Annotated in this window: 13 protein-coding genes; 8 read left to right on the top strand and 5 right to left on the bottom strand. The window is 73.0% G+C overall.

Annotation, left to right across the window (positions count from 1 at the left end):
- Window positions 1–2 precede the first annotated feature (2 nt).
- Window positions 3–1496, bottom strand: a complete 1494-nt coding sequence (locus ACQP09_RS00945; protein WP_433395151.1) for a short-chain fatty acyl-CoA regulator family protein — start codon at window positions 1494–1496, stop codon at window positions 3–5.
- A gap of 389 nt (window positions 1497–1885) precedes the next feature.
- Here ACQP09_RS00945 and aceA point away from each other — a divergent pair, with 389 nt between their 5' ends.
- The 5 genes from aceA (at window position 1886) to pgm (ending at window position 8885) form a co-directional block, all read left to right on the top strand.
- The gene (aceA, locus tag ACQP09_RS00940) at window positions 1886–3166 is read left to right on the top strand and encodes an isocitrate lyase (protein ID WP_433395149.1); all 1281 of its coding nucleotides are present in this window, start codon (window positions 1886–1888) and stop codon (window positions 3164–3166) included.
- A gap of 82 nt (window positions 3167–3248) precedes the next feature.
- Window positions 3249–4841, top strand: a complete 1593-nt coding sequence (gene aceB, locus ACQP09_RS00935) for a malate synthase A (protein ID WP_433395147.1) — start codon at window positions 3249–3251, stop codon at window positions 4839–4841.
- Complete coding sequence (locus ACQP09_RS00930) at window positions 4838–5707, top strand: 3-hydroxybutyryl-CoA dehydrogenase (protein ID WP_433395145.1); 870 nt, start codon at window positions 4838–4840, stop codon at window positions 5705–5707. The genes aceB and ACQP09_RS00930 overlap by 4 nt, the downstream gene beginning before the upstream one ends.
- A 250-nt stretch (window positions 5708–5957) precedes the next feature.
- Window positions 5958–7028: a chitinase gene (locus ACQP09_RS00925; RefSeq protein WP_433395144.1), complete on the top strand. Its 1071-nt coding sequence runs from the start codon at window positions 5958–5960 to the stop codon at window positions 7026–7028.
- Window positions 7029–7241: 213 nt separating this feature from the next.
- Window positions 7242–8885 (top strand): phosphoglucomutase (alpha-D-glucose-1,6-bisphosphate-dependent), encoded by a 1644-nt coding sequence (pgm, locus tag ACQP09_RS00920; RefSeq protein ID WP_433395142.1) that lies wholly within the window; start codon window positions 7242–7244, stop codon window positions 8883–8885.
- A gap of 214 nt (window positions 8886–9099) precedes the next feature.
- Here pgm and ACQP09_RS00915 read toward each other — a convergent pair whose 3' ends face one another.
- Together ACQP09_RS00915 and ACQP09_RS00910 are read right to left on the bottom strand one after the other, a co-directional pair.
- Complete coding sequence (locus ACQP09_RS00915) at window positions 9100–9519, bottom strand: hemerythrin domain-containing protein (protein WP_433395141.1); 420 nt, start codon at window positions 9517–9519, stop codon at window positions 9100–9102.
- 149 nt (window positions 9520–9668) lie between these two features.
- A complete protein-coding gene (locus ACQP09_RS00910; RefSeq protein ID WP_433395140.1) occupies window positions 9669–11306 on the bottom strand; it encodes a family 20 glycosylhydrolase in 1638 nt (545 codons plus the stop codon).
- Window positions 11307–11632: 326 nt separating this feature from the next.
- Between ACQP09_RS00910 and ACQP09_RS00905 the strand changes: the two genes are divergently transcribed.
- Window positions 11633–12907, top strand: a complete 1275-nt coding sequence (locus ACQP09_RS00905) for a glycoside hydrolase family 1 protein (RefSeq protein ID WP_433406445.1) — start codon at window positions 11633–11635, stop codon at window positions 12905–12907.
- 10 nt (window positions 12908–12917) lie between these two features.
- Window positions 12918–13526: a TetR/AcrR family transcriptional regulator gene (locus ACQP09_RS00900; RefSeq protein WP_433395138.1), complete on the top strand. Its 609-nt coding sequence runs from the start codon at window positions 12918–12920 to the stop codon at window positions 13524–13526.
- Window positions 13527–13594: 68 nt separating this feature from the next.
- On the opposite strand, the gene ACQP09_RS00895 is transcribed toward ACQP09_RS00900, so the two are convergent.
- Window positions 13595–16048, bottom strand: a complete 2454-nt coding sequence (locus ACQP09_RS00895) for a glycoside hydrolase family 3 C-terminal domain-containing protein (protein WP_433395137.1) — start codon at window positions 16046–16048, stop codon at window positions 13595–13597.
- 409 nt (window positions 16049–16457) lie between these two features.
- On the opposite strand from ACQP09_RS00895, the gene ACQP09_RS00890 reads away from it, so the two are divergent.
- Window positions 16458–17387: an SGNH/GDSL hydrolase family protein gene (locus tag ACQP09_RS00890; protein ID WP_433395135.1), complete on the top strand. Its 930-nt coding sequence runs from the start codon at window positions 16458–16460 to the stop codon at window positions 17385–17387.
- Here ACQP09_RS00890 and ACQP09_RS00885 read toward each other — a convergent pair.
- A complete protein-coding gene (locus ACQP09_RS00885) occupies window positions 17377–18087 on the bottom strand; it encodes a TetR/AcrR family transcriptional regulator (protein WP_433395133.1) in 711 nt (236 codons plus the stop codon). The genes ACQP09_RS00890 and ACQP09_RS00885 overlap by 11 nt on opposite strands.
- Window positions 18088–18105: the final 18 nt, after the last annotated feature.

The raw sequence follows: 18105 nt of genomic DNA, 5'->3' as shown, positions 1-18105 counted from the left end.
GGCTACCGGGGCGCCCCCTGCACCGGGTACGGCACGAACGTGCTGCTGTTCTCGTCGATGGCCAGCGGCTGACCCAGCGGCGGCACCGCGCGCTGCGGGCAGTCCAGCCGCTCGCAGATCCGGCAGCCCATGCCGATCGGTGTCGCGGCCGAGGCGTTGTCCAGGTCGAGCCCGTCGGAGTAGACGAGCCGCCCCGCGTGCCGGATCTCGCAGCCGAGCCCGATCGCGAACGTCTTGCCGGGCTCGCCCCAGCCGCCCCGGTGGCGCGTCACGGCGCGCGCGGTCCAGAGGTAGCGCTGCCCGTCGGGCATGGCCGCGATCTGTACGTGGATGCGTCCGGGAGCGGCGAACGCCTCGTACACGTTCCAGAGCGGGCAGGTGCCGCCCGCGCGCGAGAAGTGGAACCCGGTCGCGGACTGCCGCTTCGACATGTTCCCGGCCCGGTCGACCCGGACGAAGGAGAACGGGACGCCGCGCAGCCGGGGCCGCTGGAGCGTGGAGAGGCGGTGGCAGACCGTCTCGTAGCCGAGCCCGAAGTGGTCGGTGAGCCGCTCGATGTCGTACCGGACCTCCTCCGCCGCCGTGTGGAAGGCGCGGTACGGGAGGATCAGCGCGCCCGCGACGTAGTTGGCGACCCCGATCCTCGCCAGCGGCCAGACCGCCGAGCCCTCGTCGTAGTCCTCGGAGGCCAGCCGCGCGACCTCTCCGCCGTACTCGAGCAGCGCCAGCTGGGTCGCCATCCGGAACGCCTGCTGGCCGGGCCGGAGCCGGCTGGAGAGGTACAGCACCCGCTCGTCCGGATCGTAGTGGTGCAGCCGGCCGGTGTCCGCCTTCCTGTTGCCTTCGTTGCTGCCGTGGAGCGCCGTACGGCGGCCTCCCGACGGGCGCCCGCTGCGCTGCTGCCGGTCGTCGGCCGTGGCGAGCCGGATGCCGTGCCGCTCGGTGAGCCGGGCCGACAGCGCCCGTACGACCTCACCGGGACGCACGCCGATCTCCGCCGCCAGCTCCTCCGCCGCCAGGTCCGCCTCGTGCAGGTAGTTCTGCCGCCGGTAGAAGAACTCGCGGATCTCCTCGTGCGGCGAGCGCGGTAGCTCCGGCCCGCCGCCGCCCCGCAGCTCGGCCGCCTCCGCGAGCCGGCCGGCCAGTGCCTGGTTGCGGCGGCCCAGGTCCAGCAGCACGTTCGCGACGCCCGGCAGCCGCGAGGCCAGCTCCGACAGCTCGGCGGCCGAGACCCGCGCCGCGCCGACCTCGTCGGCCAGCGCCTCGCGCAGATCCGCCAGCACCCGGGTGGTGTCCCGCTCCGAGAAGAAGCCGGGATCCACGCCGAACGCCTCGGTCAGCCGCAGCAGCACCGGCACCGTCAGCGGGCGCGAATCGTGCTCCATCTGGTTCAGATAGCTCGGCGAGATCGCCAGCACCCGCGCCAGCTCCGCCTGGCTCAGCCCGCGCTCCTCACGCAGCCTGCGCAGCCGCGCGCCCGCATAGGTCTTGCTCATGCCGGGACCCCTCGCACCATGGTCAACATATCGACAACCCTAGCCGCGATACGGCCTCCCGGAGCCTTCGCAACCTTGGCAAAGTGCGCGGAAAGATTCGCAGAACTTGGCATGCGTCCTCGGTTGATGGCACTCAGTGCCACTGCCAGAGTTGTTCCTGCGGCCCACCGGACACCGGCTCCGGACCGGGGCTCCGAGCACGATTTCAAGCCCTGACGTCGTACTCCTCGGATCCTCGGACCGGTTCGCCGGGCGCATTGCTTACCGTTCCACCTCGGAGGTCCGGTGGGCCGCGTCCAGGAGTCGCGTCACTCGGTGACGCAGGCTTCGCACCGTTCACACGATGCACCGTCCACACGATCGACCCACACGACTTCGGGAGTAACGCCATGGCGCAGGCAAGGACGACGGCGGAAGAGCTGGCGCGGCGGTGGGAGAGCGACCCCCGCTGGAAGGGCATCGAGCGCACCTACAGCGCCGAGGACGTGGTCCGGCTCTCCGGCAGCGTCCGCGAGGAGCACACCCTCGCCCGGCGCGGCGCCGAGCGGCTCTGGCGCCAGCTGCACGAGCAGGACTACATCCACGCGCTCGGCGCCCTGACCGGCGGCCAGGCCGTCCAGCAGGTCAAGGCCGGCCTCCAGGCCATCTACCTCTCCGGCTGGCAGGTCGCCGCCGACGCCAACCTGGCCGGCCACACCTACCCCGACCAGAGCCTCTACCCGGCCAACTCCGTTCCCAGCGTGGTCCGCAGGATCAACAACGCCCTGCTGCGCGCCGACCAGATCGCCACCGCCGAGGACGCCGGCGACACCACCGACTACCTGGCCCCGATCGTCGCCGACGCCGAGGCCGGCTTCGGCGGACCGCTCAACGCCTTCGAGCTGACCAAGGCGATGATCGAGGCCGGTGCGGCCGGGATCCACTACGAGGACCAGCTCGCCTCCGAGAAGAAGTGCGGCCACCTCGGCGGCAAGGTCCTCGTCCCCACCGCCCAGCACGTCCGCACCCTCAACGCGGCCCGCCTCGCCGCCGACATCGCGGACGTCCCGACCCTGATCGTGGCCCGCACCGACGCGCTCGCCGCCAACCTCATCACCAGCGACGTGGATGAGCGCGACGCCCAGTTCATCACGGGGGAGCGGACCGCCGAGGGCTTCTACCGGGTGCAGAACGGCATGGCGCCGGTCATCTCGCGCGGCCTCGCCTACGCTCCGTACGCCGACCTCATCTGGGTCGAGACCGGCACCCCGGACCTCGCCCAGGCCCGCGAGTTCGCCGAGGCCATCCACGCCGAGCACCCGGACCAGATGCTCGCGTACAACTGCTCGCCCTCCTTCAACTGGCGGGCCGCGCTCGACGACGACCAGATCGCCAAGTTCCAGCGCGAGCTGGGCGCGATGGGCTACCGCTTCCAGTTCATCACCCTGGCCGGATTCCACTCCCTCAACCACGCCATGTTCGACCTGGCGCGCGGCTACGCCGAGCAGGGCATGACCGCCTATGTCGACCTCCAGGAGCGGGAGTTCGCCGCCCAGGCGCAGGGCTTCACCGCCGTCAAGCACCAGCGCGAGGTCGGCACCGGCTACTTCGACCAGGTCTCCACCGCCATCAACCCCGCCTCCTCGACCACGGCGCTGACCGGGTCGACGGAGGAGGAGCAGTTCCACTAGAAGGCCCGGCCGGGCGCGGGGGACACCCAGATCCCCCGCGCCCGGGGTCCGCCATCGCCCACACCCCGCTGAGGAGACCCGCATGACCACCCTTGCCACGACCGGCCGCGTCCAGGTCCTCGGCGTACCGGGCGACCGGCACGAGGAGGTCCTCACCCCCGAGGCCCTCGACTTCATCGCCCGCCTCGACGCGGCCTTCGCCGCCCGCCGCTTCGACCTGCTCACCGAGCGTCGCCGCCGCTCCGCCCTGCTGCGCGGCGGCACCCCGCTCGACTTCTCCCGCGCCACCAAGTCCATCCGTACGGACCCCGACTGGCGCGTCGCCCGCCCCGCCCCGGGCCTCACCGACCGGCGGGTGGAGATCACCGGGCCGCCCCAGCGCTCCATGGCGGTCAACGCCCTCAACTCCGGCGCCCAGGTGTGGATGGCCGACTTCGAGGACGCCACCTCGCCCACCTGGGAGAACATCGTCCAGGGCCAGCTGACCCTGATCGACGCCATCGACCGCCGCATCGACTTCACCACCACGAGCGGCAAGGAGTACCGGCTCACCGACCGGCCCGCCACCATCATGGTCCGGCCGCGCGGCTGGCACCTCACCGAGAAGCACCTCGTCATCGACGACCGGCCCGTCCCCGCCGCCCTGGTCGACTTCGGCCTCTACTTCTTCCACTGCGCACAGCGGCAGATCAACGCGGGCAGCGGGCCGTACTTCTACCTCCCCAAGCTGGAGAACCGGTACGAGGCCCGCCTCTGGAACGACGTCTTCCTCCTGGCCCAGGACCTGCTGGACATCCCCCGGGGCACGATCCGCGCCACCGTCCTCATCGAGACGATCACCGCCGCGTTCGAGATGGAGGAGATCCTCTACGAACTGCGCGAGCACAGCGCCGGCCTCAACGCGGGCCGCTGGGACTACCTCTTCAGTCTCATCAAGAACTTCGCGCACCGCCCCGACTTCGTCCTCCCCGACCGGTCGACCGTCACCATGACGGCCCCCTTCCTGCGCGCCTACACCGAACTCCTCGTCCGCACCTGCCACAAGCGCGGAGCCCACGCCATCGGCGGCATGGCCGCCCAGATCCCCGGCGGCGGACCCGAGGCGCAGGAAGCGGCCCTGGCCAAGGTCCGGCTGGACAAGGAGCGCGAGGCCGAGGACGGCTTCGACGGCTCCTGGGTCGCCCACCCGGGCCTGGTCCCGGTCTGCCGGTCCGTCTTCGACGGGGTGCTCGGCGACCGCCCGCACCAGCTGGAACGTACCCGCGACGACGTCCACGTCACCGCCGAGGAGCTCGTCGCCGTCCGCCGTACCGCAGGACGCCCGACCCCGGAGGGCGTGCGCGACAACATCGCCATCACCCTGCGGTACTACGACGCCTGGCTCAACGGACAAGGAGCCGTCGCGCTCAACGGCCTGATGGAGGACGCGGCGACCGCCGAGATCGCCCGGGTCCAGATCTGGCAGTGGCTCAAGCACCGTACGGTCGACCGCGAGAGCGTGGAGCGCCTTTTCGAGGAGGAGCTGGCCACGCTCGGCGCCACCTACCCCTGGGCCCGGCTTGACCAGGTCCGCGACCTCTTCGAACGCACCGCCCTCGCCAAGGAGCTGCCCGCCTTCTTCACCACGGAGGCGTACGCACGCCACCTCGTCGGCCGCCCGGCGGTGCAGGCATGAGCGCGCCCATCACCAAGGTCGGTGTCGTCGGCGGCGGCCAGATGGGCGCCGGGATCGCCGAGGTCTGCGCCCGGGCCGGGGTGCACACCGTCGTCTGCGAGGCCGACGCCACCGCCGCCGACCGGGCCCGCGAACGGGTCGCGATCTCGCTGGAACGAGCCGTCCAGCGCGGCAAGCTGGACCGTCTGAGCGCCGAGGACGCGCTCGGCCGGCTGGTCTTCACCGGCGATCTCGACGCCTTGGCCGACCGCCGGCTCGTGGTCGAGGCCGTCGTGGAGAACGCCGAGGCCAAGACCGAGGTCTTCACCGCCCTCGACAAGATCGTCGAGGACCCGGGGGCCATTCTGGCCACCAACACCTCCGCCATCCCGGTCATGCGCCTCGGCATGGCCACCCACCGCGCCGACCACGTCCTCGGCCTGCACTTCTTCAACCCGGTCCCGGTACTGCCGCTGGTCGAGGTCGTCCCTTCCCTGCACACCGTGCCCGCCACGGTCGCCGCGGCCGAGGCGTTCGTGACCGACGTGCTCGGCAAGACCGTGGTCCGCTCCCAGGACCGCTCCGGCTTCGTCGTCAACGCGCTGCTGATCCCGTACCTCCTCTCCGCGATCCGGATGGCCGAGTCCGGCTACGCGACCGCCGCCGACGTGGACGCCGGGATGGAGCTGGGCTGCGCCCACCCGATGGGCCCGCTGAAGCTGGCTGACCTGATCGGCCTGGACACGGTGGCCTCCATCGCCGTATCGCTCTACGAGGAGTTCAAGGAACCGCTCTACGCCCCGCCGCCGCTGCTCCAGCGGATGGTGGAGGCGGGGCTGCTCGGCCGGAAGACCGGCCGCGGGTTCCACACGTACGACCGGGGCTGAGGGGCCCGGGTGGGCCGCGGTTGAGGGACCGCGGCCGGTGCCGAGCGGGGTGCGGAGCAGTTGACTGTGCTGCTTCCCACCCCGCCGCGGTGTTCCCACCCTCCTGCCGACCCCCCGGGTGGCTGGTCCAGACCTCTTGACCGAAGGTCTGGACCATTCTACGGTTTTGGCAGGGTCACGACACTGGACGGGTCGGGGCGAACCCTTCGCGCCGTCGGCGGTCGACCCGGGCAGGAAGGACCTACGGATCATGAGCCGTACCGCACGCCTGCTGAGCCTCGGCCTGGCCGCGGCGCTCGCCGTACCGATGCTGATCGGAGCCGTACCGCCGAAGGCCGCCGATCCCCTCAGGGCCACGGCCGCCGAGACCTGCGCGGTCAAGTCGAAGCCCACCGGCAAGGTGCTCCAGGGCTACTGGGAGAACTGGGACGGCGCCGCCAACGGCGTCCACCCGCCGCTCGGCTGGATCCCCATCACCGACTCCCGTATCACCCAGCACGGCTACAACGTCGTCAACGCGGCCTTCCCCGTCATCCGCTCCGACGGCACCGTGCTGTGGGAGGACGGCATGGACAACACCGTCAAGGTGGCCACCCCCGCGGAGATGTGTCAGGCGAAGGCCTCCGGGCTCACCCTCCTCATGTCGATCGGCGGAGCGACCGCCGGGATCGACCTCAGCTCCAGCACGGTCGCCGACCGGTTCGTCGCGACCGTGGTCCCGATCCTCAAGAAGTACAACTTCGACGGCATCGACATCGACATCGAGACCGGCCTCGTCGGCACCGGCACCATCAACCAGCTCTCGCCGTCGCAGGCCAACCTCATCCGCATCATCGACGGCGTCCTCGCCGCCATGCCGTCGAACTTCGGTCTCACCATGGCTCCGGAGACGGCGTACGTCACCGGCGGCAGCGTGGTCTACGGCTCGATCTGGGGCGCGTACCTGCCGGTCATCAAGAAGTACGCGGACAACGGCCGGCTCTGGTGGCTGAACATGCAGTACTACAACGGCAGTATGTACGGCTGCTCCGGTGACTCGTACTCCGCCGGCACGGTCGCCGGCTTCACCGCGCAGACGGACTGCCTGAACCGGGGGCTCGTCATCCAGGGCACCACCATCAAGGTCCCGTACGACAAGCAGGTCCCGGGCCTGCCCGCACAACCCGGCGCCGGCGGCGGCCACATGTCCCCGTCGCTCGTCTCCCAGGCCTGGAACCACTACAACGGCTCCCTGAAGGGCCTGATGACCTGGTCCCTGAACTGGGACGGCTCCAAGGGCTGGACCTTCGGCGACAACGTGAAGCGCCTCCAGGGCCGCTGACCTTCGAGACCCACCGCGCCCCCGGCCCCCGCCCCGGACCGGGGGCGCGGTGCTGCCCGGCCGGGACGCGGGGTCGCGATGGCGCGAACCCGTCACGCGCCGAGGCGGGGCAACGGGACAGAATCGGGTACGGATCGCATTGATCGCCCACCCCGGGACGCCGGCCCGCCCACCAGGGCCGACGCCGACGAAGCAGACGCAAGAGGAGACCCGATGGCGCACGCACGGGCCGGGCAGCCGGCGCAGCCCGCAGACCTGGTCGACGTGGCACGGCTGGTGACGGCCTATTACGCCCTCCACCCCGATCCGGCCGACCCCGCCCAGCGGGTCGCCTTCGGCACCTCGGGCCACCGCGGCTCCGCGCTCGCGGCCGCGTTCAACGACGACCACATCGCCGCCACCACCCAGGCGATCTGCGACTACCGCGCCCGCCAGGGCACCGACGGGCCGCTCTTCCTCGGCGCCGACACCCACGCACTCTCCGAACCGGCCCGGACCACCGCGCTGGAGGTGCTCGCCGCCAACGGCGTCACCGCCCTCATCGACAGCGACGACGGCTACACCCCGACGCCCGCCGTCTCGCACGCCATCCTCACGTACAACCAGGGCCGCACCGACCACCTGGCCGACGGCATCGTGGTCACGCCGTCGCACAACCCGCCCGCCGACGGCGGCTTCAAGTACAACCCGCCGAACGGCGGACCGGCCGCGTCCGACGCCACCTCCTGGATCCAGGACCGGGCCAACGCGCTGATCGAGGCGGGCCTCGGTGAGGTCCGCCGCATCCCGTACGCCCGCGCGCTGGCCGCCGACACCACGCACCGGCACGACTTCCTGACCGCGTACGTCGACGACCTGCCCTCTGTCCTGGACCTGGACGCCGTACGGGACGCGGGGCTCCGGATCGGCGCCGACCCGCTCGGCGGCGCCTCCGTCGCGTACTGGGGGCGCATCGCGGAGCGGCACCGGATCGACCTCACGGTGGTCAACCCGCTGGCCGACCCGACCTGGCGGTTCATGACGCTGGACTGGGACGGCAAGATCCGGATGGACTGCTCGTCGCCGCACGCCATGGCCTCGCTGATCCAGCAGCGCGACGCGTACGCCATCTCCACCGGCAACGACGCCGACGCCGACCGGCATGGCATCGTCACGCCCGACGGCGGCCTGATGAACCCCAACCACTATCTGGCCACCGCCATCGACTACCTCTACACCCACCGCGAGGCCTGGCCCGCCGGGACCGGTATCGGCAAGACGCTGGTCTCCTCCTCGATGATCGACCGCGTGGCCCATGACCTCGGCCGCACGCTGGTGGAGGTCCCGGTCGGCTTCAAGTGGTTCGTGGACGGGCTCTACGACGGCAGCCTCGGCTTCGGCGGCGAGGAGTCGGCCGGCGCCTCGTTCCTGCGCCGCGACGGCCGCGTCTGGACCACGGACAAGGACGGCATCCTGCTGGCCCTGCTCGCCTCCGAGATCACCGCCGTCACCGGCTCCACCCCCTCCCAGCGGTACGCCCAGCTCACCGCCCGCTTCGGCGACCCGGCGTACGCCCGCGTGGACGCGCCCGCCACCCGCGAGGAGAAGGCGGTCCTGGCCAAGCTCTCCCCGCAGCAGGTCAAGGCCGACACCCTGGCCGGCGAGCGCATCACCGCCGTCCTCACCGAGGCACCCGGCAACGGAGCGGCGATCGGCGGCCTCAAGGTCTGCACCGACAGCGCCTGGTTCGCCGCCCGGCCCTCCGGCACGGAGGACGTCTACAAGGTGTACGCGGAGAGCTTCCAGGGGCCCGAACACCTCGGCCAGGTCCAGGAGGAGGCGCGCGCCCTGGTCTCGGAGGCGCTGGGCAGCGCCTGAGCCGGGCCGCTGGAGGCTCTGTGCCCCGGACAGGTCCTGCGCGCCGCGCCGGGTGTGGGAGGGAGAGTCTCCCGCACCCGGCGCGTACCGGTCCGGCGTGGACGGCCCGGGTTCCCGGGCGGGCGGGCGGTCCGGGTGCGGCGGGGGCGCTCACGGCCTCCGGGCGGTCGGCTCATGGGCGGCAGGGGCGTCCCCGCGTCCGGCCGGTCCGGGCTCAGCGGGGATGGGCCGCGCGCCAGGCCTCCATGGACCGGTCCCACTGGTCGCCGGTCAGTTCGGTGAGGGAGGCCGGGAAGAGGCCGTCCTCCTCCTTCGCGATATGGGCGTGCAACTCGTCCACGGCCCGGACGAACGCGGCCCGCTCCCCGGCCGAGTCCAGGTCGAGGGCGTCGAGGAAGGCCGCCAGCTCCCGGTGCTCAGCGGCGAGCGCGTCGACGTACGCCGTGTACTCCTCGTTCTCGCGCATCACGGCGAACAGCCCGCGCTCCTCCCCGGCCCAGTGGGCCCGCAGTTCGACGGCGACGCGCTCCACGAGGGCTCGCGCGCGTTCGCGGTCACCGGATGCCAGGGCCCGCACAGCCGCCCCGGCCAGATCGGTGACGGACTCGTGCTCCGCGATGAACTCCCTGATCAACGGGATCTCACGACACCCGCAGTAGTGACACATGCCCGGTCGTCCTCTCGTCCCCGAGATCGTGCCACCCCGACGACCCGCCCACCGCCGACGCGCCGGTGCCACCGCCGTGCCGGGCCCGGCACGGCGGACGCACCGCCACCCGCGCCTCAGCTCTCCGGCGCCGCCGCCCAGGGGATCTCCGTGGAGGGCAGGTAGGCGAGTCCGCGCTGCTCCCAGAGCCGGCCGTGGTGGGCCAGGCGGGCCCGGTGGCCGGTCCAGTCGGGGGCGCGCCCGGTCCAGGCCGCCGCCGCGACGGAGGCGAGGCGGGGCAGCAGAAGGGTCGTCACATCGTCGAGCGACTCCACCGACTCGGCGAAGACCGTCGCCTCCACCCCGGCGACCCGGTCCTCCGGAATCCCGTAGGACATCGGGTCCCAGGCGGCCGTGTGCTCGACGCCGAGCGGGCGGTAGGTCGGGAAGCCGAGGCGGGCGGCATCCGCCTGCCGACCGGCCGGGACGACCTCCGGGGCGTAGGCGCGGTCCAGATAGAGGTGCGACTGCGGGGAGAGCAGCACACGGCCGCCGCCGTCGAGAATGCGGGTCAGATCCTGATCGGTCGGGGCGAAGAACGACTTGAGGGCCTGGACGAACTCCAACGTGGTCCCCGCAGCCACGAGTTCGGGGCGGGCGGCGATCTCGTCGGCGGTGTCGGGCAGGTCCATCATCGGGACGTCGACCCAGAACTGGAGGATGTCGTCAGGGTCGACACCCGCCCGGGACGACTCCTGCCAGCCGATCGGCCGCTTGCCCGACTCCCTTACCAGCGCGCGCAGTTCGCGGATGGAGTGGGCGAAGCTCTCCTCGGTGGCGCCCACGGCCTCGTCGCCGCCGACATGGACGAAGGGGCCGTCCGTCAGCCGGCACACCTCGGCGAGGATCGCGGCGACGGCCTCCTGGGTCGCCGGGTCGGTGAGGTCCAGCGGCGCGACGTACGGGAAACGGCCCGCCAGCCAGGCGGGCGCGGGGGCGTCGGGCAGACCGGGCAGCGCCTCGCGCAGGGTGGCGCAGTGGCCGGGCAGATCGATCTCGGGCACCACGGTCACGAACCGCTGCGCCGCATACGCCTGGAGCAGGCGGTAGTCGTCGGTGGTGTAGAAGGCGCGAGGTGTGCCGTCGGGCGCGGGTGCGGTCAGCTGAGGGGTGCCGGGGAGCTCCAGCCGCCAGCCCTCGTTGTCCGTGAGGTGCAGGTGGAGCACGTTCAGCTTGTAGAGCGCGGCGAGGTCGATCACCTGCCGGACCTCGTCGGGGGTGAGGTAGCCGCGCGCCGGGTCCAGGAGCAGGCCGCGCCAGGCGTGTCGGGGAGCGTCGGCCAGCTCCTGGCGGGGGAGGCGGCCGCCGGATGTGGCGAGCAGCTGGAGCGCCGTGGTCGCGGCGCGGAACACGCCGACGGGTGTGGCGGCACGGCAGAGGATGCCGTCGGCCTCGACGGTCAGGCGGTAGGACTCGTCCACCGGCCGGGCCGCTCCGTCCGGCGGGACCCCGATGGTGCCGGGGGTGTCGGAAGCCGCGGGGATCTCGTCGACGAGGGCGAGCGTCAGTGCCGAGGCTTCCGGCTGGTGCTGTTCGGCGCCCAGGGGCAGCAGGCGGCTTCCCAAGTGGGGTTCCAGCAGGGCGTGGACCATGGCGGCGACGCCGGCCAGGCCCGGGTGGGCGGCGTGGACGCGCCAGGGTCCGGCGGTACGGGGGCCCGGGGCGTGGCCGGTGGCCGGGGCGGTGGTCCGGGGCTCGGGAATGACGGCGTTCATGGGGCTCCTCCACTGGCAGGGCCGGAACGGGGCCGGGTGTCCGGCCTGTGTGCCGGGCCGGTCGCGGGGCGTGGTGGACCGGGAGGCCGGGCGTCCGTGTCAGGTCGGGCCGGGCCTCCCGGAGCAGGTGGCTCCCGGGGGCCGGGATGGGCTGCGGCTCTTCCTGCCGGGCCGGGTGCGCCTGTACGCTAACACGAAAACCGATCAATGAACGCTTTTCGCGGACGGAGTCGACGCCCCCTCGTCGGCGCGTACTTCGCGATGGAAGGAGCCGCCTCGTGGTGCTGCCGAACACCCCCGGACCCGCCCTGCCCGAGGGCTTCCTCATGGGGGCGTCCACCGCTGCCCATCAGGTCGAGGGGAACAATGTGTCCAGCGACTGGTGGGCCGTCGAGAACCGTCCGGGCACCTTCGTCGCGGAACGCAGCGGTGACGCGGTCGACAGCTTCCACCGCTGGCCGGAGGACATGGACCTGCTCAGCGGACTCGGCTTCAACGCCTACCGGTTCTCCATCGAGTGGGCCCGGATCGAACCCGAGCGCGGACACGTCTCCCGGGCGGCGGTCGCCCACTACCGGGCCATGGTCCTGGGCGCGCTGGAGCGTGGTCTCACCCCGGTGGTGACCCTCCACCACTTCACCTCGCCGCACTGGTTCAGCGCGCTCGGCGGCTGGAGCGCCCCGGAGGCGACCGACCTCTTCGCCGCCTACGCCGAGGTCGCCACCGAGATCCTCGCCGCGGGCGTCCGCCATGTGGCGACCATCAACGAACCGAACATGGTCGCGCTGATGCACACGGTCGTCCGCCGCATGGGGCTCGGACAGGGGGAAGTCCCGGCGCGGGAGGGGGCGGAGCGGTCCGGTGCGGCCGCCTTCGACCCGGCCACGGTCGACCCCGACCCCGAGGTCACCCAGGCCCTCATCCGTGCCCACCGGGCGGCCCGCGAGGTCCTCAAAGCGGCCGATCCCGGGCTCCAGGTCGGCTGGACGGTCGCCAACCAGGTCTACCAGGCCGAACCCGGAGCGGCCGAGGTCGCCGCCGCGTACGCCTGGCCCCGCGAGGACATCTTCCTCCACGCCTCCCGTGAGGACGACTGGGTCGGCGTGCAGGCCTACACCCGCCACCGGATCGGCCCGGACGGGCCGCTGCCGGTGGAGCCGGGCGTGGAGACGACGCTGACCGGCTGGGAGTTCCACCCCGAAGCCCTCGGCGAGGCGATCCGCCACACCGCCGACGTGGTCGGCCCGCACGTCGCGGTCCTGGTCACCGAGAACGGCATCGCCACCGACGACGACGAACGCCGCATCGCCTACACCACCCGGGCGCTGGCCGGGGTGGCCGACGCGCTGCGGGACGGGATCGACGTACGCGGCTATCTGCACTGGACCGCGCTGGACAACTACGAATGGGGCTCCTACCGGCCCACCTTCGGGCTCATCGCGGTCGACCGGAAGACCTTCGCCCGGACCCCGAAGCCGTCGGCCCACTGGCTCGGCGCCCTGGCCCGCGCCGGACGCCTCCCGGGCCCGGAGCCGGAGCCGAACCCCGAGCCGCACCCGGAGCCCGCGGCCGTGCCCGCCGGTGGCCGGCACGCCGGTTAGGCTTCCGGGCATGGCGAAACGGGGCCCGTACGAAAAGGGCGAGGCGAAGCGCACGGAGATCCTGCACGCGGCACTGGAGATCTTCGCCGCCGAGGGCTATCGGGGCACCTCGCTGCGGAAGGTGGCTGCCCGATGCAACCTCAGCCTGCCCGGCCTGATGCACTACTTCAGCTCGAAGGAGGACCTGCTCACCCAGGTCCTGAGGATGCGTGACGAGACCGCCCGGGTGCGCCAGACCGAGCGGCCCGGGGAGCCGAGCTATCGCGACATCATCCGTGAGGGGGCGCAGACCCCCGGACTGGTGGAGCTGTTCGTCTCCATGGCCGCCGCCGCCAGTGACCCGGAGCACCCGGCGCACGCGCACTTCGCCGAGCGCTATCCGGTGCTGCGCGAGCGGGTGGCGGGATACGTGCGGCAGCGGATGGACGAGGGGCGGCTGACCACCGAGATTCCGGCGGAACGGCTCGCCGTGCTGCTCCTCGCGGTGGCGGACGGCATCCAGTTGCAGTGGCTCATCGACCGTTCGACGGACATGGAGCAGCCGATCGACGACGTCTTCCGGCTGCTGGCCGTGGACCGGGACGGCGGACGCGAGGCCTCGGAGCCCGAGCGGGAGTGAGACGACGACGGCGGGCGGGGACGGCTTTCCGGCCATCCCCGCCCGCCGCCACCCCTCTGTCAGGCGACCTAGCCCCCGGCCCCGGCCCCGGCCCCGGCCCCGGCCCCGGTCCCGCGAACGCCGAGCGGCGCCGCGCCTTCGCCCGCCCCGTCCGACACGGCAACGTCCGCGCCGGACGTGCTGGAGGTGCCGGAAGCGCCGGGTGGGGCCGCCGACGCGGCCGTCACCAGCGCGGCCACGCCCTCGGGGCCCACCGGGCTCTGCGGGAAGTCGGCGATCACCTCCAGCGGCATGCCGGCGAGGAATCGCCAGAGCACCGGGTTCTCCAGGGCGCTCGGCCCCGCCTCGGCACCGGCGGCGGCCCGGCCCTCGGCGAACGCCTTCATCAGCAGCGGGCCGCCGGCCGGGTGCTCCAGCCACTCGGCGAGGGAGTTGCGGCCGGTGAGCGCGAGCCGCGAGGGGTCTCCCGCCACGGTGACCTCCGCGCTGAGCCGGAGGTCGCGTGAGGACGCGCCCGCCGCGATGACGTAGTCACCGCCCTCGACCCGCCATCCGCCCTCCCGCTCGCTGTAGTACGCGAGGTCGTCGCGGGAGACGTGGACGACCAGCTCACGGCTCTCGCCCGGAGCGAGCGTCACCGAGGTGAAGGCGCGCAACTCCCTCGGCGCGCGGGCGACGGACGACCCGGCCGGGCCGCCGCTGTAGATCTGGACGGTCTCGCGCCCGGTACGGGAACCGGTGTTGGTGACGGTGACGGCCACCGCGAAACGGCTGCCGTCGTCCTCCGCCGTGACCCGCAGCCCGTTGTAGGCGAAGGTCGTGTACGACAGCCCGTGGCCGAAGGGGAAGGCCACCTCGCGGTCGGCCGCGTCGTACCCCCGGTAGCCGACGAAGACGCCCTCGCCGTACCGGACATGCCCTTCCTCGCCGGGGAAGGAGAGGTGGCTCGGGGAGTGCTCCAGTCGCAGCGGCAGCGTCTCGGCGAGTCTGCCGGAAGGGCTGACGTCGCCGAACAGGACACGGGCCAGCGCCCCGCCGCCCGCCTGGCCGAGCAGCCAGCCCTCGACGAGTGCGGGGACCGTGCGGTGCCACGGGTCGGTGCGGACGGCGCCGCCGTTGGAGAGGACGACGGCGGTACGCGGGTTGGCGGCCACGACGGCTTCCAGGAGGCGCAGTTGGTCCTCCGGCAGATCGATGTGGTCCCGGTCGAACCCTTCGGACTCGTCCTGGGAGGAGAGGCCGAGGAACAGCAGCACGGTGTCGGACCCGGCGGCGAGCCGGACCGCCTCCTCCGTGAGCGCGTTCTCGTCGGCCGGGGCCCGCACGGTGCCGCCGACCGCCAGGGCGTACCCGGGGGCGAAGGCGACCCGTGCTCCCTCGGCGCGGTCGCGCAGCGCGTCGAGCGGCACGTCCAGCCGGGTGGGGGTGACCTGGGAGCTGCCGGCCCCCTGGTAGCGGGGGGTGCGGGCCAGCTCACCGATGACGGCGACGCTTCCGGCGTCCGGGCTCAGCGGCAGCAGCCCGTCCTCGTTCCTGAGCAGCACCACGCACCGCTCCGCCGCCTCCCCGGCGAGGCGGTGGTGGTCGTCCACGGTCATCCGCGGCTCGGGGCGGCCGTCGCCGGTCGCGGCGCGCCGGGCGAAGCGGACCAGGCGCTCCACGGCGGTGTCCAGCACCGCCTCGTCCAGGGAGCCGTCGCGCACGGCGGCCATGACCTGCGCGTCGGTACGCCCCTGGGTGCCGGGCATCTGGAGGTCCAGACCCGCGCGGAGGGCGGCGACCCGGTCGCGTACGGCACCCCAGTCGGACATCACGATGCCGTCGAAGCCCCACTCGGTGCGCAGGATGTCGGTCAGCAGCCGGGCGTTCTCCGAGAGGGTCACCCCGTTGACCGCGTTGTAGGAGGACATCACGGACCAGGGGCGGTCGCGGCGGACGATGCGCTCGAAGGCCCGGAGGTAGATCTCCCGCAGCGGGCGCTCGTCGATGTCGGCGCTGACCCGCATCCGGTCGGTCTCCTGGTTGTTGGCCGCGTAGTGCTTGAGTGCCGCGCCCACACCGGACTCCTGGAGCCCGCGCACCATGGCCCCGCCCAGCTCGGCGGTGAGCAGCGGGTCCTCGGAGAAGTACTCGAAGTTGCGCCCGCAGAGCGGTGAGCGCTTGATGTTGATGCCCGGACCGAGGAGCACCCGGACACCGTGGGCGGTCGCCTCGTCCGCGAGCGCTCCGGCGACGCGCCGGGCGAGCTCCGGGTCCCAGCTGCTGCCGAGCGCCACGGCGGGGGGATAGCAGGTGGCGGGGGCGGCGCTGTGCAGGTCGAGCTGGCCTCCGTCGCCCGCCTTCTTGGGCAGGCGCAGCCCGTGCGGCCCGTCGGAGAGGGTGACGGCCGGTACGCCGGCCCGGTCCACGGCCGAGGTGACGAAGTCCCCGCCGCCGCTGGTCAGTGAGGCCTTCTCGGCCAGGGTGAGCGGATCGGCGGAGGGGTCTGCCGCCGGGGGCGGTGAGGTCTGGTCGGTCGTCATACGGCGCACCTGTCGGGTCGAGTGGGGGCGTGGGTGTGGATGCGGGCGGCGGGGGAGCGGCCGGCTCTCGGCGGCGGGTCCGCCCCGGGGCGGCTCGGAGGGGGTGAGGCCGGACGTACGGCCGCCATCGCGCAAAAACCGTAAGTTGATCGGTTTTGGGTGTCAAGGGTGCGCGCCGCCCGGCTCCGAGCCGTGCGCCCGGGGGTGCCGGCGGTGGCGGAACGGTGCCGCGCGCACCCTTGACGGCTGGAAACCGTTCATCGTACGGTTTTTGCTCTCCGGTCCGTCCGGTCTCCGAGTGACCCTCGTCCGACCCCGCGTCAGCCGGTGCCCACCGCTCCGCACCCGCGTCCGCCTCTGCTTCCCACCTTCCGACGGCGCCTCCGTGCCGAAGAGACGAGGATTGGCCATGCACCCTGCCGCCAGGCACCCCGCCCCCGCCGTACATCGACGCCGTACCACTGCCGCCGCCCTGGCCGTCACCGCCGCCACGGCTCTCCTGGCCACGGCCGGCACCTCGGCCACGGCCGCCCCGGCACCGGCACCGGGAACGTCCGGCGGTGCCGCGCAGAGCGCCCCGGTCCGCTACGTGGCGCTCGGCGACTCCTTCAGCTCGAGCCCCGGCATCCCCGAGCAGACGGACGCCGCCTGCGGCCGCTCCTCGCGCAACTACCCGGCCCTGGTGGCCGCCGCCCTCCCGGTGGCGTCGTTCACCGATGTCACCTGCGCCGGCGCCGACACCCGTCACATGACCGTCCCGCAAGGATCGGCGCCGCCCCAACTGGACGCCCTGCGGCCCGACACGACCCTGGTCACCCTCGGCATCGGGGGCAACGACCTCGATCTCCCCGGCGTCCTCACCCGCTGCGTCCTGCTCGGCAAGCTCGCCCCGCTGGGCGCACCGTGCAAGCGGAGCTACACCCTGCTCGGCACCGACGAGATCGGCACCCGCATCGGCGCCACCGCGCCGAAGGTGGCCGCCGTCCTCGCCGCGATCCAGGCCCGCTCGCCGCAGGCCCGCGTCCTGGTGGTGGGGTATCCGGCGATCGTCCCGGACGACGGCACCTCCTGTCGTCCGGTCGTCCCCTTCGCCGACGGCGACTTCGCCTGGTTCCGGGACAAGCAGAAGCAGCTCAACGCGATGCTCGCGCAGCAGGCGGCCGGGCGGGGCGGGGCCTATGTCGACGCCTGCACGCCCTCGGTCGGGCACGACGCGTGCAAGCCGCAGGGCGTGCGCTGGATCGAGCCCGAGGAGACCGCGGAGGCGACCGGGTTCCACCCCAACGCAGCCGGACACCGGAGCACGGCCGATGCGGCCCTCGCAACCCTCAACGGCTGACGCCACCGGCCTCCGCGCCGTCCCTCGCCCTCTGCGTGGCCTCCGCACCGTCCTCGGGCAGCAGTCCCAGGCGGTCCAGGAAGTCGCGTACGAGCGCCTCCATCGGTACGGCCTCCGGCTCCAGCAGCCACTGCGTCTGCAAGCCGTCCATCAGCGCCAGCAGCTGACCGGCCACCACACCCGGGTCCACGGCGCCGTCCGTGCCGGCGGCCCGCTGGAGGCCGGCCACGACGCCGGTCAGCTCGGTGCGCAGGTACCGGTAGCGCCGGGTGAAGTAGCTGTGCGCCGGGTGGTCCGGATCGGTCGCCTCGGCGGACAGCTTCGCGTAGAGCGCGACCAGGCCCGGCGTCCGGCTGTTGCGCGCCACCAGATCCAGCAGCAGCCGCAGCCGTCGGGCCGGTTCCGGAGCGGGCGAGCCCGGCCGCAGCAGACCCGGGAAGAGTTCGCGGGCGTCGATCAGGTCGCGTCGCTCCAGCACCTCCATGAGCAGGCGGTCCTTGCCCGGGAAGTGGTGCAGCAGCCCGGCGTGGGTCAGCCCCGCGTGGGCGGCGATGTCGCGCAGCGAGACCGCGTTGAAGCCGGAGCGGGAGAACAGCTCGGCCGCCGCGTCGAGGATGCGGGCGCGGGTGCGTTCCCCCTTCGACGGACGGGCTCCCTCGGCCCCCGGCCGGTGCGGGGCGCGCCCGGTCCCTGTGCTCATCGCGGCGGCCCCCTGTGC

It is taken from the genome of Streptomyces sp. CA-146814 (assembly GCF_050942385.1).
Lineage (GTDB): Bacteria > Actinomycetota > Actinomycetes > Streptomycetales > Streptomycetaceae > Streptomyces.
This window is presented reverse-complemented; position numbering and strand designations above follow the sequence as displayed.